Here is a 15883-nt window from a genome sequence, read left to right as displayed (position 1 = left end):
TATCCCTACCTTCTCTTGTTTTCTAAGATATCTAAAATATTCCTAAAGTATTTAGGTAAATCCGTTTTAAACTCCATGTACTCTCCAGTTGTTGGATGATAGAATCCTAATTTATAAGCATGTAGCATTTGTTTATTTAGATGAAATTCATTCTTTGCTTTAGAATATACGGGATCACCAACAACTGGATGATTAATATGACTCATATGTACTCTTATCTGATGAGTCCTTCCAGTTTCAAGCTTAACCTCTATAAGTGTATATTTATTGTATCTTTCTAAAACCCTATAATGAGTTATAGCCTCCTTACTATTTTTTGAAGTTACTGTCATCTTTTTTCTATCATTTCCGTGCCTTCCTATTGGAGCATTAATAGTACCTTCATCAATTGACAATACGCCATGAACTAAAGCCATATATACTCTTTTAATATTTCTTTCCTTTAGATTTTCAGATAATATTCTATGTACTCTGTCATTCTTTGCTATAATTAATAACCCAGAAGTATCTTTATCTAACCTATGAACTATGCCAGGTCTAATAATTCCATTTATAGAAGACAAATTCTTGATATGGAATAATAATGCGTTAACCAAAGTCCCATTATAATTACCAGGGGCAGGATGAACCACCATATCCTGGGATTTATTGATAATAACTATATCCTCATCTTCATATACTATATCTATTGGTATGTTTTCGGGTATTATTTCAAGCTTCTTGGGTTTAGGTAATTTCACATTTATAAAATCACCTTCTTTAACTAAATAACTAGATTTCATATTTTTATCATTTACATAGACCAAGTTTTCCTTTATTAACTTCTGTACATAAGACCTAGAAACTTCATTTAGTTCTTTAGCAAGATAAGCATCTAACCTTTCATTATCATCCTCATCAACATAAATTTCAACAATTTCCATTATATCCTCCTATACTTCATACCTATCAAATAACACTAAAATTAATATTAGAGAAGTTCCAACTACTATAGCTATATCCGCTATATTAAAAACAGGAAATTCATATCTATTAAATAATCTAAAACTAAAAAAATCTACAACATAACCAAATCTAATTCTATCTATAAAATTTCCTATGGTACCACCCAATAACATTCCAAGTGCAATCCTCATAAATATATTTATCTTATAATAATTCTTTGTTAAAAATAAAATAAGAGAAAGTATAACTGCACAGGTTATGATGATAAAAAATACTTTCTTATTTTGTAAAATCCCAAAGGCAGCACCAAAGTTTTCAACATAGGTCAACCTAAAAAAATTAGGAATTATAACACGAGAAGCAGATTCTTTTAAATGATTAATAGCAGCATATTTACTAAATTGATCTAATAAAATAATAATAATAGATAAAATAAATATCAAATTTAATTCCTCCTAGTCCTTTGAATATACATTCTATTTTATATTATTATCCTATTAATATCAATAGGTAGGAAATTTAAAAAAATTCTCTGGATACTCACCAGAGAATTTTTATTTTAAAGTTTCATCATAGTATTCTTGGGATATATTCTCAACTTCTTCAACTCCATCTCCACCATCGCCATCCTGTTCATCCATAATACCAAAATCATCACCTGTGGCAAATGAAGGATCGTCAGGAACTATGTTAAACGAAGCTAATTTTTGATATGCATCTTCCCTATCAAATTCTACTGTATCTTCTGTAGTATCACTAAAGGAAGTCCCTTGTTCTTCATCTATGGGGACAAATTTCCTTGTATCCATTTCCCTATCTGGTGTTATTGTAATACTATCAGCACATTCCATACAATTTTTTAAATAAGGTATAAGATCAAGTCTTTCTTCATTAATTTTTTTCTTGCAGGCTTTGCAGATTCCATAGCTTCCGTCTTTTATATCTTCCAAAGAATTATCTATCTCATTTAATGTATCTTTCATACTATTTTTAAATCCATTATCTTGTTCCATCATGAATAATTCAGTACCAATATCAGCAGGATGATTATCATAATTAGATAATTCACTATAATAGACATCCATAGATCCAAATTCTTTCATATTATTCATATTATTTAATACTTTCAATAGCCTTTTCTTTTCTTCCAGCAGTCTTTTTTTAAAATAATAAAGTTTATCTTTATCCATGTTTACCTCCCATCTGTTAAATACTTACTTATTTATATCTTGATTAATAATATAACCAGTAGGATAATAAACATTCAATTTTTAAGATAGAATAAATTTACATTATTTCAAAATAATATGATTTATATTAAATCTTTGTATAGTTTTTCAAATTCTTTGAAATCAAGGGATTGGAAGCCATCTGATAAAGCTTTATCTGGCTCTGGATGTATTTCTATAATCACGCCATCCGCTTCCAATGTTTTTGCAGCCTTTGAAGCCGGAAGCACTAATTCCCTTTTACCTGTACCATGAGATGGATCAACGAATATTGGATAATCTGTTTTTTGCTTTAATATTGGAACGCTCATTAAATCTAAAGTATTCCTAGTATAATCTTCAAATGTTCTAATTCCTCTTTCACATAATATTATTTCTTTATTGCCTTCCATCTTAATATACTCTGCAGCCATGATCCACTCCTTAATAGTTGCACTCATTCCTCTTTTTAACATAACTGGTTTATTAGTCTTTCCTACTTCTTTTAATAAAGAAAAATTCTGCATATTTCTAGAGCCTATTTGAATAATATCAATAAATTCCAGTGCTTCTTCTATATCCCTTGGATCCATTATTTCAGAAATCACTTTTAAATTATATTTTGATTTAATTTGTTTTAAAATTTTAAAACCTTCTAATCCCAACCCTTGAAAAGATCTAGGGCTAGTCCTTGGTTTAAAAACACCACCTCTTAATATTTTAATTCCTAAGTTAGATAAAAATTCCCCAATATCATCCATTTGATTATAATTCTCTATTGCACATGGCCCAGCAATTATAGTAAAAGATCCATCTCCAATGGATATTTCCTCATCTATTTTAATACTTCTCGTCATCTAAATTCCTCCAACTACTTTTATAAATTTTCAATTTAAAGAAAAAAGAGGCTGTTATGCCCCTAAATGGTCTATTTCTTTTAAGTTTTCACTTTCATCCATGTTCTCTTCATCTAGATTTATTTCATTTGATTGATTTTTGTTTTCATAATCTTTATAAAACTCATTTATAGAAATAAGTTGAGCTTTAATAAAAGATTCGTATCTAGTTTTAAATATGAATATCTCTTTCTTCAAATAATCATATTCTTTCATTATATTCCTAACTTCATTTTTTGCTTCATCAATTCTATTTTTAGCCTGTAGTTCTGCATCTTCAATTATTAACTCTGCTTTTTTTCTTGCAGAACTTGTTACATCATCAGCTGTACTTTGAGCAATAACCAAAGTGCTTTTTAATGTTTCTTCTAAATTATTATACTGTCTAATTTGATCAGTTAATACTCCTATCTTATCTTTAAGCTCAATGTTCTCTCTGTATAGCATTTCATAGTTATCATTTATAGCATCTAAGTAATCGTCAACCTCTTTTGTATTATATCCCATTAAAGACCTTTTAAATTGCTTGCTTTGTATATCTAATGGTGTAATCATTTGTCTCACTCCATTTAAATTAATATTCTTATAGTAGCTTTTATTTTCCCCTTCTTACTTAATCCCTCAACAGAGTGAAGAATAGAACGTCCATATCCCCTAACAGAAATTATATCTCCAACTGCTATCTCCTTAGCAGACTTATTTATAGGTTCCCAATTAACCTTTACATTCCCAGATTTTATTATAGCTATGCTTTCTTGCCTTGATAAATTATAACTAGAACTAATAAATACATCAAGTCTATAAGAAGATAATGTTTTATTTATCTCTTTATAGAGATATTCCACAGCTGATATAGATTCCAAAGATCTTTCCTCTACTTTTATATTTCTATTTGCTACCTTTTCTAAATTAATTAAGAGAAAATCCCCTATTTCCTTTTTTACCATAACATCAGTATAATTTTCATGTACTAAAATATCTCCGATTTTTGCTCTTTTTATCCCTAAATTAAGTATTGCACCTAAAAAATCCTTATGAGATAGCCCCTCTAAATCACCACTTATTCTTAAGCAAATGATATTTAATTGAATATCATTTGGATTACAATAGCTAGGATAGATAGCTATTATCTGTCTTTCAGCTTGTGAAACCCCACCACTTTCCAAATAGTCTATTTCCATAAATCTATTAAGAATTGACCTAGCTAATAATCTTTCATAGGGATCAAAAAAATCTGTAAATTCATGGGAATGATTATTTGATACTATTTCAACCTTGTCTATTATCCTTCTCATACTAATTTTTTTATCATTATCTCTTATATGAGAAATATATTTATCTCTGTCAATTTTCATACAAATATCCTTCTATAATAATATTTTACCAATAAGACCATATATTATTCTTAAAAAAAGAATAGCTAACAATGGTGAAAAATCTAACATTCCTGTATTTATCCTTAATTTAGCAATGAGTTCTCTTGCAGGTCCAAGTACTGGTTCTGTAAGTTCATAAACAAACCTAGTAAAAAGGTTTTCACTATAAATATTCAGAAAAGAAAGTACAATTCTTACAAGAATTAGGCCTTCAATTAGTTTGATTAATATTTCTATTGATTTATATAAAAGTATCATTAATATAATCTACTCCTTTTTCTACCAAGAAAATATACCTCTATTCTTTAGTTCTTCTTTTAATCCATCAATTTCCACATTACTTGGTGCAAAAATAAATATGTCTTTTGTAACCTTTTGTATGTTTCCCTCTAAAGCATATAACCCTCCACTAATAAAATCAAATATCTGTCTCTTAACTCCACTATCTAATTGTTCTAGGTTTACAATAACTGCCTTTCTTAAGCTTATGTCATCTATTATGCTAGGTGCCTCATCATAACTAAGGGGTTCATGTACTACAATTTTCATATTACTATTAGTATGGATATTTACAACTTTATTATTTATCTTTTTTGTTTTAGTAGGCACAGCTACATCATAATCATCATCATACTCGTCATAATCATCTTGAATTTCTTCATCCTCTAAATCTTGTACACCTATAAAATACTTAACTTTGTCCATAAAATTACTCATTAGTACCCCTCCTAATAATTTCTTTTACCGAAAATTGCGGATCCAATCCTAACAATATTGGAGCCTTCTTCGATTGCTAACTCATAATCATTTGTCATTCCCATGGATAAGTAGTCCATGGATAGATTATTGTAATTTCTGTTTATTATATTCTCTTTTAAATTAAATAATGTCCTAAAAACATTTCTCAACAACATAGTATCAGTTGTATAAGGTGCTATTGTCATTAAACCTCTGATCTTAATATTCTTAAAATCTAAAATCTCTTCTATAAAATATAAAACCTTATCTACTTCAAGCCCAAATTTACTTTCCTCTTCTGCTACATTAACTTGTATAAGAACATCTGTAACTATGTCATTACTCCTAGACCGTTTATCTAACTCCTTTGCTAATGAAATTCTATCTAGTGAATGTACCAATTTAGTTTTTCCAATAATGTTTTTAACCTTATTTGTTTGCAAATGACCTATCATATGATAATTTACCTTATCGCCTATTATATCATATTTTTTTTCTAATTCTTGTACTTTGTTTTCTCCTATATCGGAAATACCAGTTCCAATAGCTTCATTTATTCTATCAACATCTACTGTCTTAGTAACAGCTATTAGTTCCACCTTTTCTCCTTCTCTGCCAGCTCTATTTAATGCCTTTTCTATGTTTTCTTGTATTATGCTTATGTTACCTTGAATAGATATTTTTATCGCCTCCATCTTAGTTGAGTATTTGTCCATCTTTTACATTAATAGTATTTAAAAATATTTCATCAAATAAGGAAATAGTTTTTCTAGGTTCTTCACCATCAATAATAATATTTCCACTATTATCGCCAGTATCAACGAAAGTATAACTACCTTCTTCTCCAAGAGCTATAATCGGTCTAAACTTTACTATCCCACTCTTATCTTTGATGTATACTCCTTTTATTCCATCCTTATCCACTATAGACTTAGTAGGTATCTTATACCCCTCTTTCTTATATAATATAATATTTACTTTAGAAAATCTTATATTATATAATTCATGTAAGAAAGTATTGAGCCTAATTATAATAACTGCCTTGTTTTTTGATGGATTTATAGCAATGATTTTCCCTTCTAATTCTCGCTTGTCCCCTTCTATTTCAATTTTAATATTATTTCCAACTTCTAATCCCTCAATTTCCTTTAAATCCTCTATTTTCAAAGCAATATACCATTCAAAATTATCTATAATCTTATAAATAGGTTCGTCTACGGATATAGTGGATTTTACTTCTGTATATTCTAATTTTTTAGGAATTAAACTATCATAAGTATAGTTTTCAAAATCCTTAGGTATATAAATCTCTTCATATCCATCTATTAAATACGATATAATTCCTCCACTACTGGTGTAGTATTTCATATGATTATTATTAATCTCTGAACTAATACTAGCCTTTTTAGATTTTAAATTTTCAAGACTCTGTCCGACTAAGGTATTTGCTGAGGAAATATCTTTATTTTTTTCATCATATATAGCTAATTGACTTTTTAGTAAATATACTTCATCAAAATTTCCTGCCATAATTGTATCTTGTAATTTATTAACTAAGGATTCTTTTAATCCCTGAACCTTTTCCTTCTCACTTATAATTAACTTGGTTTCAATCTCAGATTTTTCTAGGGCTGAAATAGATTCTTCTATTTGTAGAAGTTCTTGTTTAAGAGTTGAAGTATCATTCATAGAGTTAATACTAGCAACTTGAATCCCAGCGGCTACTCTTTCACCTTCCTTAGAGGAAATTTCTAAATTTCCACTTACAGTTGACTTAACTACTGTTTCATGTTTTATTACAAAACCCTGAGTAGGAATCTTTTTAATTAACATTCCTTTTTCAGGTAATACTGTTTTTGCATTACCTACAAGTATTGAAGGGATAGATCTAATTATTAAATATAAAAGAATAAAAGATATGGTTATAGTACGAAAAGCTTTTTTTCTTTTTCTATTTTTTTCCCTTTTATCATAATTCATAGTTTCACCCTTCTAAGTAAAGAACTTTCCATACTTACTTACTATTTTAAATTTTAATATATTGTCTATTGTAAAAAACTTTACTTCATTTTTATGTGTAACTATCATTATAGATTTATCCTTTTTCTTAGCACCGAGAAGAATTCCATTGTATTTTTTATTTTCTTTTGTTATAACTTTAATTTCATCTCCAGCTTTCAATCTAAATCCATCTAAAATAAATTCCTTCATATCTACTTCATTTAAATGTTCCTGAGTTACTATCTTTTTATCTATAATGATTATATTATTTTTCAAATAAATCTTTTCTTTAAGTATTACAAATATATATCCAAATATACTTGATATAAATAATAATACCAAAATAATTTGCATATAATACAACAACTTCACACCTCCAATATCTAAATCATATCAATAGTATAACATAATTATATACTGTTTTAAACTACTTTACGAAATCAAAATACCATTTTTTAATTGCAATATTATTAAGATTAATGTATAATAAAATTGTTCTATATTATAATTAGTAGAATTCTGTCGGGATGTGGCGCAGTTTGGTAGCGTACAAGTCTGGGGGACTTGGGGTCGCTGGTTCAAATCCAGTCATCCCGACCATTTTATGTTTTTGTAAAGGCTGACAACGTTGAAAATCAGCCTTTTTTCTTTTTTGAAAATTTGTATATTGGAATATAATTTGCTAAAACTGGCACCAATGGCACGTAAAATACAACCTATGATTTCTATTAAAAATTTTAAATATATCTTTCTTTATTTCTTATACAAAAATTAAATTTAGGATTATAAAATTTTTAAAAAATTCAATCTATACGTACCCCTATAACTAATACCACCTTTTTAAATGTAATTAAAAAATGCAACCTTTATAGGTTGCACTAAATTATGTACACGAGTAAGTCTGTAAGCCGTGTTCTGTTTAAATGGTCATCTATCTAAGACCTATCGTCACCAATAGGTTCATGCGACCTACCATTGGAACGGTAGCGGGCTACCACCTTTTATGTTCCTTTTTGGTCTTGCTCCAGATGGGGTTTACAGAGCCATTTAGTCACCTAAATGCTGGTGAGCTCTTACCTCGCCTTTCCACCCTTACCAGATAGCCACATCTTTCAGTTATTTCATCAGCTATTTCACTACAAACCCAGTAGTAATTCTTATTATGAACTGAGAAAGAGTTCTGGCGGTATATCTCTGTTGCACTATCCTTAGGGTCACCCCCACTGGACGTTATCCAGCATCCTGCCCTACGGAGCACGGACTTTCCTCATGCACTAAGCACGCGACCATTCAACTTACTCGTATATAATATATCATAAATTATCAAAATATGCAAAGGATATATTTACTATGGTTTACATAATATTCTTCCACAAGATTCACAATATACTATTTCTTCTTGGCTATTTAACTTATCCATTGATATTATGGGAATTAGCATATTACAACCAGAACATATTGAATCCCTTACTTCAGCTATTCCAGTTTTTTTGTTTCTTCTTATTGTATTGTATTTATTTAATAAATTTAAATCAACTTTTTTTTCTAATATTAAAATTTTGTCTTCTTCTAAACAAATCTTAGATTCTAATTTTTTTCTTTTAGTTTCATATTTTTCTTTTAATTTATTATTTTTATCCTTAATCTCATATAGTACATTTTCCATCTTCAATAATTCTTTGTCCATATCTTCTACTTCATTCATAAATTCTATAATTTCTGTTTCTGTAGTATCTATTATTGTTTTTAGTTTGTTATTTTCATTCATTAAATATTCAAGTTGTTTTAAATCAGTTGTTTGTCCATTATATAAACTTTTTTCTACTTCTTTTATTTTAAAGTTATAATCATTTAATCTTAAATTGGATTCTTTTAATCTTTCTTTTATTTTTTCTTGATTATATCTAAGACTTTTGAATCGCCCTTCTATATATACTATTTTTTCTTCCGTATTATTAATTGTTAAATTATTTTGTAAATCTGATAATTCCTTTTGATATAGATTAAGTGAATTATGGTGTTCCTCTAAATTCATCAATAAATCTAGTTGTTCCATATTCTCACACCCTTAATTTTAATATATCTTATACAGAGGGCTTGATTTTTCATATACCTCTATATGAAGATTATTGTCTTTCTTTTCTAAATATCTTTTTATAACAGGCAATATAATCTTTTCTGTATGATAATGTCCCGCATCAATAATGGTTAATCCCAATTCATTTCCTAGCTGAGCATCATGATACCTTATGTCTCCAGTTATATAGATACAAGCATTCTTTTCATATGCATCATAAATAAATTCCGAACCACTACCACCACATAATGCAACTCTCTTTACAGTTCTTTCCTGTTTCCCGTATACTATTAAATAATCAACATTTAGTTTTTCTTTAATTTGTTTTATATAATCAGATAAATTTGTTTCTTCTATATCTCCTACTTTACCATATCCATATCTTAATTTTAAATCTAGATTACTCAATTTTAATATTTCAGTATTACTTAAACCTAGAATCCTTGCTAATTCATCATTAACTCCTTCTATAGCTTGATCTAAATTTGTATGTGCATTATATACAACTATTTCATTTCTAATTAAATCGTGTATAAGTTTCCCTTTATACGTTGATGTAGTTACATTACTAATAGGTTTAAATATAAGGGGATGATGAGTTATTATCATATTAAAATCTTCTTTTATAGCTTTTTCATAAACATCTCTATCTAAATCTAAAGCTACTAAAACCTTGTTTATTTCTTTGTTATAATCACCTATCTGAAAACCAGTATTATCCCAATGTTCAATTAATCTTGTCGATGCCCAGTTATCCATTAATTCCATTATTTCTTTAGCTTTCAATTTCTACAATCACCTCCTCATATTCTTTTATAAGTCTGTTCAATTCTACATATCTTTCTTTAGATTTAGCTGTATTTATCCCCTCTAATTCTTTAATAATCTTTTTTGATGCTATTATTTTACTCTCCACAAATTCTTTTAATAAAGGATGCTTACTATGTAGTAATATTGGACTAATTTCATAATAGATTTCTTTTTCTAAAAAACACTTACCTTTTTTTGCATATATTATTTCATAGTACTTATTCTCCTCTTTTACTAATTCTTCTTTTATTATTTCAAAATTATTATTTATTAAGTATTCCCTCAGCTCCTTAGAAGCTACCATGGGCTGTAATATAAAATCAATTATAGAGTCTGATGTTTCTTTATGTTTTTCAAGTATATCTCTAATCAAAAGTCCACCCATTCCTGCAATAATTAAAGTATCTATTTCATAAGGTTTAATGACCTCTAGTCCATCTCCTAACCTTGTATCTATTTTATCTTCCAAGCCTAACCCTTTTACATATTCTATTATCTTCTCTAAGGAACCTTTAGATATATCTGTTCCTATTACTTTTTTAGATATTTTATTTTCTATAAGATATGTTGGTATATGTCCATGATCTGTACCTATATCACCTACTATAGAATTTTTAGGTACTAAATTTGCTATAGCTAATAGTCTATCTGATAGTTTCATACTCATTTCTTCCTTTCCAAAAGTTATAATTAAGGTTCGCTTAAGCGAACCTTAATTATTCTAGAAAATCCTTTAATTTTTTAGATCTGCTTGGATGACGTAATTTTCTTAGAGCTTTAGCTTCTATTTGTCGTATTCTTTCTCTAGTAACTTCAAACTCTTTCCCTACCTCTTCTAAAGTTCTAGCCCTACCGTCATCTAATCCAAATCTTAACCTAAGTACCTTTTGCTCTCTAGGTGTTAAAGTATCTAATACATCAATTAATTGTTCCCTAAGCATAGTAAATGTAGCAGCCTCAGCAGGAGCTAGTACTTCATCATCAGGTATAAAATCCCCTAGATGACTATCTTCCTCTTCACCAATAGGTGTTTCCAGAGAAACTGGCTCTTGTGCTATCTTCATTATTTCTCTAACTCTCTCAACTTCCATACCCATTTCTTTACCAATCTCTTCTGGACTAGGATCTCTTCCCAATTCCTGTACTAATTGTCTTTGTACCCTAACTAGCTTATTTATTGTTTCAACCATATGAACAGGGATTCTTATAGTTCTGGCTTGGTCTGCTATTGCCCTTGTAATAGCTTGACGAATCCACCATGTTGCATAGGTACTAAATTTAAATCCTTTTTTATAGTCAAACTTTTCTACTGCTTTCATAAGCCCTAGATTGCCTTCTTGAATTAAATCCAAGAAAAGCATACCACGACCTACATATCTTTTAGCTATACTAACTACTAATCGAAGGTTTGCTTCTGCAAGTTGTTTTTTTGCCTCTTCATCACCTTCTTGCATTCTCTTAGCTAGGTCAATTTCTTCGTCACCTGTTAATAAAGGTATCTTTCCTATTTCCTTTAAATACATTCTGACAGGATCATCTACATTAATTCCTTTAGGTACTGACAAATCCTCTTTTATATCTACTTCTTCTAAATCCTCCTTGTCAATATCTCCATCAATATCCCCATCAAGTTCATCTTTCTCCAGTAGTAAATCATCCTTATCCCCAACTACTTCAATTCCCATATTTTCTAAACCCTGATAAACTTCTTCTATTTGGTCTGCATCTAAGTTTATCTCTTCTAGACTATCTATTAGCTCACTATATGTCAATATTCCATCCTTTTTTCCTTTAGCGATCAATTTCTTAACTGCTTCCATTCTCGCCATATTTGTTTTTTCATTGTCTTTATTTAATTGATCCAACTGGTTTACCTCCCTTCCTCATTTCTCATGAGGTTTAGTTCTTTATTTAATTTAGTTAGTTCTATACACAGATTAAGAAATCGTTCATTTTCATTAGGATGTTTATCCTGTTTTTTTTCTAATTCTTCAATTTCTTTTTTTATATTATCTCTTTTTGATTCCAACTTATTAAGTTTCAATGTATTTGTTAAGTCTTTTATCATCTGATCTACATTTTCAGGTAAGAAATTTATTCGCCTTTTAAATATTGAATCTAGTAATTTAATATCTACACCTTGTATTTCCTTCACTTTCTCATATAATAAATTTTCATCTAGAATCTCATCTTTGTTATATAGGTCTATCATTATTTTTAAGATCTCCCTACACTCTAAATTTTCATATTGATCTAAAGGAATTTCCTTAATTAATATATCAAAATATTCTTTATCAAAAATCATCAACTTTATTAAATCTATTTCAGCAATAAAGTTAGCAGATGGTAATATTGTTTTAATTGGAGAAATAGTAATTTTCTCTTTGAAACTTCTATTTTCCTTGATTTTTATATTATTACCAAATATCTCCTTCTGTATTGCTTCTTTTGAAATATTCATCTCAGTAGATATTTTATTTATATAGACATCCTTTTCTATTGGTGATTTTAATTCTTTTATAATTTTAGCTATTTCAATTGTAAATTTTATTTTTCCTTCTACTTCATCAATATTATATTTTTGCTTATTAATATGAATCCTAAAATCTATATGATTAAGGGCCTGATTTAATTTATGCTCAAACTCTTCTACATTATTCTCCTTTAAAAAATCATCGGGATCTTTATAGTCTCCTAATATTACTACTTTAGGCTCAATACCTTCTTTTAATAATATTTGTATCGCCTTATTTGTAGCATTTATTCCTGCTTTATCTGAATCATAGCAAATATATATATTTTCTCCATACCTTTTAAGTAATTTACCTTGTCTTTCAGTCAAAGCTGTTCCCAAGCTTGCTACTGCATAATTTATTCCTTTATTAAATAATGAGATTACATCCATATATCCTTCAACTAGTATAATTTTTTTTCTATCTGAAAGTTTATTTACTAAGTTTAGACCATAAAGATGATTTCCCTTATTAAATATAAAAGTTTCCTGGGAATTTAGATATTTTGGCATTGAGCTATCCAGTACTCTTCCTCCAAACCCAACAATTCTTCCCTTAGTATCAATTATAGGAAACATAATTCTATCTCTAAACTTATCATAATATTCATCTTTTCCAGTTTTTCTGCCAATTAATCCTACTCTCTCTATTTCTTCATTCTTATATCCCTTAGATTCAAGATACTTATGCAAAGAATTCCATTTATTTAATGAGTATCCCAAACCAAATTGTTTTATAACCTTATTATTTATTTTTCTCTTATATAAATAGGATAATGAATTTTGATTATTAACTAAATTATTAAAGAAGAATCTAGCAGCCTCTTTGTTTATTTCATAAGCCTTTTCTCTTTCTTGATATATTTTATCATTCTTAGGTCTTTCTTCTTCAATAACAATTCCTAATTTATGAGCTAAAACCTTAACAGCTTCAGGAAAAGATAAGTTTTCTTTTTTCATTATGAATGTTAGTGCATCTCCACCTTCTCCACAGCCAAAGCAATGAAAAAATTGCTTAGTCTCTGAAACTGTAAAAGAGGGAGTTTTTTCATTGTGAAAAGGGCATAATCCTACATAGTTGCCACCTGATTTTTTCAATGGGATATAATCTGAAATAATCTCAACTATATCAGCAGCATCTCGTATCTTTTCAATTGTTTCATCATTTATATAACTCGTCATATTATCACCTAAATATCTCACCTACCAAAACTTATTAAATAATTTTTCACTATATTATATTATTCGACATAAATATCAAAAATCCTTCTTTTTTTAATATTTTTGCCAAGGTTTTGGTATGAAAATATTATTAAAAAGATTAACCGCATATCTATCTGTTGTTCCTGCAATATAATCACAAATAATATCCTCTATTTCACAATCTATGTTTTTATAAATTTTTAAATGTTCTTCTGGCAAAGCAGTTGTATTTTTTAAATAATACATATATAGCTGCTCTAAAACATATTCTGCCTTTGATTCTTCAGATTTTGCATTTTTATTAAGATATACATTTTCAAACATATAATCTCTCAATCTATTTGTTGCTTTACCAACATCTTCACTCATTACAATGTAATTTTTTTCTATACTATTCTCAATTATATCTAAAATCATGGTATTTATTCTTTCTCCATGAGTTTTTCCTAGAATTTCAATACATTCTTTAGGTAAATCATCTTTTTTAATAACTCCTGCTCTTATGGCATCATCAATATCATGATTTATATAAGCTATTCTATCTGCATATTTTACAACTTGACCCTCTAAGGTCTGAGATTTTTGTCCTCCTGAATGATTTATTATACCCTCTCTTACCTCATAGGTAAGATTTAAACCTATTCGTTCATCTTTATGTTCTAGAAAATCAACTACCCTTATGGATTGTTCATTGTGTTTAAATCCTTTAGGGTGCAATTTATTTAATACTCTTTCTCCAGTATGTCCAAAAGGTGTATGTCCCAAATCATGACCCAATGCTATAGCCTCTACTAAATCCTCATTCAATAGAAGTGCTCTTGCTAATGTTCTTCCTATTTGCGCTACTTCTAATGTATGAGTTAATCTTGTTCTAAAATGATCTCCTTCAGGAGCTATAAAAACTTGAGTTTTATGCTTCAGTCTGCGAAAAGATTTAGAATGAATTATCCTATCTCTATCTCTTTGAAAATCAGTTCTTATTGTACATTTGTTTTCAAAAAGCTTTCTTCCTTTTGAATTTTCACTAAGCATAGCATATGGAGATAAACTGTCTTTTTCTGTTTTTTCAATTCTCAATCTTATATTCATATATATACCCCTTTGAGTTATGCGTACTCTTTAAATAAAGTTAAGCTATCTAAGTTAATAATATTGAGTATTAAATTATTCATATTATATATATACAACATAAGTTTTAATAATCCTTCTTTTATGCTAAATTTTTTAAGATTTTTAACATTTAACAAATAAAATAGAAGTGCTTCACTAAACACTTCTATTCAAAGATCTTATCTCCGAAATTTTTCTTCATATGATCTATTACAAGTCCAGCAGTTTCTTCTATAGCTTTATAAGATACATCTATTACTATACATCCTAGCTTTTCCATTATCTCCCTAGAATATTCCAATTCTAAATTTATTCTATCTACATTTGCATAGTTTGCATTATCTGCTAATCCTAGTGCCTTTAGTCTTTCCTGTCTAATTTCGTTTAATTTAGATGGGTTAGCAATAAGTCCTATTATTCTTCTTTTATCTTTTAAAAATAATTCACTTGGTGCTGGAACCTCTGGTACCAAAGGTACATTAGCTACTTTAAAGTTCTTATGAGCTAAATACATACTTAAAGGTGTTTTAGATGTTCTTGAAATTCCTACTAATACTATATCTGATTTTTTTATACCTCTCGGGTCTTTTCCATCATCATATTTCACAGCAAATTCAACTGCTTCAACCTTTCTAAAATAGTTTTCATCAAGTCTTCTAATTAATCCTGATTCTCTTTTTGGTTGATATTTAAGAACAGATTCAATTGCATTTAAAGCTGGAGTCATTAAATCTACAGTCGGAATATTAAATTCCTCCCCCTTCAGATTTATAAAATTTTTTAATCTCTCTATTACCATTGTGTAAATTACAACACTAGGTTCTCTTCTAGCCTCTTCAAATATTTCTATTATTTGGTCTTCAGCCGTAATAAAGGGGAATCTTCTGACTTCGTATTTTCCTGAATTAAACTGACTTAAAGCTGCACGAGATAATAACTCTCCCGTTTCCCCTATGGAGTCCGATAACACATAAATTGTTAAACTTTTATCCATAATTTTACCCCCT

General features: G+C 28.5%; 18 protein-coding genes, 1 tRNA gene and 1 other RNA gene. 1 reads left to right on the top strand and 19 read right to left on the bottom strand.

Annotated features, from left to right (window positions below; genetic code table 11):
* Positions 1 to 5: 5 nt before the first annotated feature.
* The 11 genes from BUB33_RS00995 to BUB33_RS00945 form a co-directional block, all read right to left on the bottom strand.
* A complete protein-coding gene (locus BUB33_RS00995; RefSeq protein WP_072971872.1) occupies positions 6 to 923 on the bottom strand; it encodes an RluA family pseudouridine synthase in 918 nt (305 codons plus the stop codon).
* Positions 924 to 932: 9 nt separating this feature from the next.
* Positions 933 to 1388 carry a signal peptidase II gene (gene lspA / locus BUB33_RS00990; RefSeq protein ID WP_072971869.1) on the bottom strand — a complete coding sequence of 152 codons (456 nt, stop codon included), beginning with the start codon at positions 1386 to 1388 and terminating at the stop codon, positions 933 to 935.
* Positions 1389 to 1499: 111 nt separating this feature from the next.
* A complete protein-coding gene (locus BUB33_RS00985; RefSeq protein WP_072971866.1) occupies positions 1500 to 2135 on the bottom strand; it encodes a TraR/DksA C4-type zinc finger protein in 636 nt (211 codons plus the stop codon).
* A gap of 122 nt (positions 2136 to 2257) precedes the next feature.
* A complete protein-coding gene (locus BUB33_RS00980) occupies positions 2258 to 3010 on the bottom strand; it encodes a bifunctional 3-deoxy-7-phosphoheptulonate synthase/chorismate mutase (protein WP_072971862.1) in 753 nt (250 codons plus the stop codon).
* Positions 3011 to 3064: 54 nt separating this feature from the next.
* Positions 3065 to 3604 (bottom strand): DivIVA domain-containing protein, encoded by a 540-nt coding sequence (locus BUB33_RS00975; RefSeq protein WP_072971860.1) that lies wholly within the window; start codon positions 3602 to 3604, stop codon positions 3065 to 3067.
* Positions 3605 to 3618: 14 nt separating this feature from the next.
* Complete coding sequence (locus BUB33_RS00970) at positions 3619 to 4404, bottom strand: YlmH family RNA-binding protein (RefSeq protein ID WP_084725022.1); 786 nt, start codon at positions 4402 to 4404, stop codon at positions 3619 to 3621.
* A 12-nt stretch (positions 4405 to 4416) separates the two neighbouring features.
* Positions 4417 to 4683, bottom strand: a complete 267-nt coding sequence (locus BUB33_RS00965; protein ID WP_072971856.1) for a YggT family protein — start codon at positions 4681 to 4683, stop codon at positions 4417 to 4419.
* A gap of 21 nt (positions 4684 to 4704) precedes the next feature.
* Positions 4705 to 5142, bottom strand: a complete 438-nt coding sequence (locus BUB33_RS00960) for a cell division protein SepF (RefSeq protein WP_072971853.1) — start codon at positions 5140 to 5142, stop codon at positions 4705 to 4707.
* Between the two features lie 11 nt (positions 5143 to 5153).
* Positions 5154 to 5843 (bottom strand): YggS family pyridoxal phosphate-dependent enzyme, encoded by a 690-nt coding sequence (locus BUB33_RS00955; RefSeq protein ID WP_072972863.1) that lies wholly within the window; start codon positions 5841 to 5843, stop codon positions 5154 to 5156.
* A 16-nt stretch (positions 5844 to 5859) separates the two neighbouring features.
* A complete protein-coding gene (locus tag BUB33_RS00950) occupies positions 5860 to 7143 on the bottom strand; it encodes a biotin/lipoyl attachment domain-containing protein (protein ID WP_072971850.1) in 1284 nt (427 codons plus the stop codon).
* Positions 7144 to 7155: 12 nt separating this feature from the next.
* Complete coding sequence (locus BUB33_RS00945; protein ID WP_084725020.1) at positions 7156 to 7530, bottom strand: hypothetical protein; 375 nt, start codon at positions 7528 to 7530, stop codon at positions 7156 to 7158.
* Positions 7531 to 7687: 157 nt separating this feature from the next.
* Here BUB33_RS00945 and BUB33_RS00940 point away from each other — a divergent pair.
* Positions 7688 to 7764, top strand: a tRNA-Pro gene (locus tag BUB33_RS00940).
* 288 nt (positions 7765 to 8052) lie between these two features.
* Here BUB33_RS00940 and rnpB read toward each other — a convergent pair.
* The 8 genes from rnpB to BUB33_RS00900 form a co-directional block, all read right to left on the bottom strand.
* Positions 8053 to 8466, bottom strand: an RNA gene (rnpB, locus tag BUB33_RS00935) — RNase P RNA component class A.
* 46 nt (positions 8467 to 8512) lie between these two features.
* On the bottom strand, positions 8513 to 9220 hold the full coding sequence (locus BUB33_RS00930) for a zinc ribbon domain-containing protein (RefSeq protein ID WP_072971847.1): 708 nt from the start codon (positions 9218 to 9220) through the stop codon (positions 8513 to 8515).
* A gap of 18 nt (positions 9221 to 9238) precedes the next feature.
* Positions 9239 to 10027: a Nif3-like dinuclear metal center hexameric protein gene (locus BUB33_RS00925; RefSeq protein WP_084725018.1), complete on the bottom strand. Its 789-nt coding sequence runs from the start codon at positions 10025 to 10027 to the stop codon at positions 9239 to 9241.
* Entirely contained in the window at positions 10017 to 10718 is a 702-nt protein-coding gene (locus BUB33_RS00920; RefSeq protein ID WP_234949958.1) for a tRNA (adenine(22)-N(1))-methyltransferase, read from the bottom strand. Before BUB33_RS00920 ends, BUB33_RS00925 begins: the two co-directional genes overlap by 11 nt.
* A 49-nt stretch (positions 10719 to 10767) precedes the next feature.
* Positions 10768 to 11916 (bottom strand): RNA polymerase sigma factor RpoD, encoded by a 1149-nt coding sequence (rpoD, locus tag BUB33_RS00915; RefSeq protein ID WP_072971841.1) that lies wholly within the window; start codon positions 11914 to 11916, stop codon positions 10768 to 10770.
* 5 nt (positions 11917 to 11921) lie between these two features.
* Complete coding sequence (gene dnaG, locus BUB33_RS00910) at positions 11922 to 13745, bottom strand: DNA primase (RefSeq protein ID WP_072971838.1); 1824 nt, start codon at positions 13743 to 13745, stop codon at positions 11922 to 11924.
* Positions 13746 to 13838: 93 nt separating this feature from the next.
* Entirely contained in the window at positions 13839 to 14855 is a 1017-nt protein-coding gene (locus BUB33_RS00905) for a deoxyguanosinetriphosphate triphosphohydrolase (protein WP_072971835.1), read from the bottom strand.
* Positions 14856 to 15042: 187 nt separating this feature from the next.
* Positions 15043 to 15870, bottom strand: a complete 828-nt coding sequence (locus tag BUB33_RS00900; protein WP_084725016.1) for a pyruvate, water dikinase regulatory protein — start codon at positions 15868 to 15870, stop codon at positions 15043 to 15045.
* Positions 15871 to 15883 lie beyond the last annotated feature (13 nt).

Origin of the sequence: Tissierella praeacuta DSM 18095 (genome assembly GCF_900128955.1) — a bacterium.
Lineage (GTDB): Bacteria > Bacillota > Clostridia > Tissierellales > Tissierellaceae > Tissierella > Tissierella praeacuta.
This window is presented reverse-complemented; position numbering and strand designations above follow the sequence as displayed.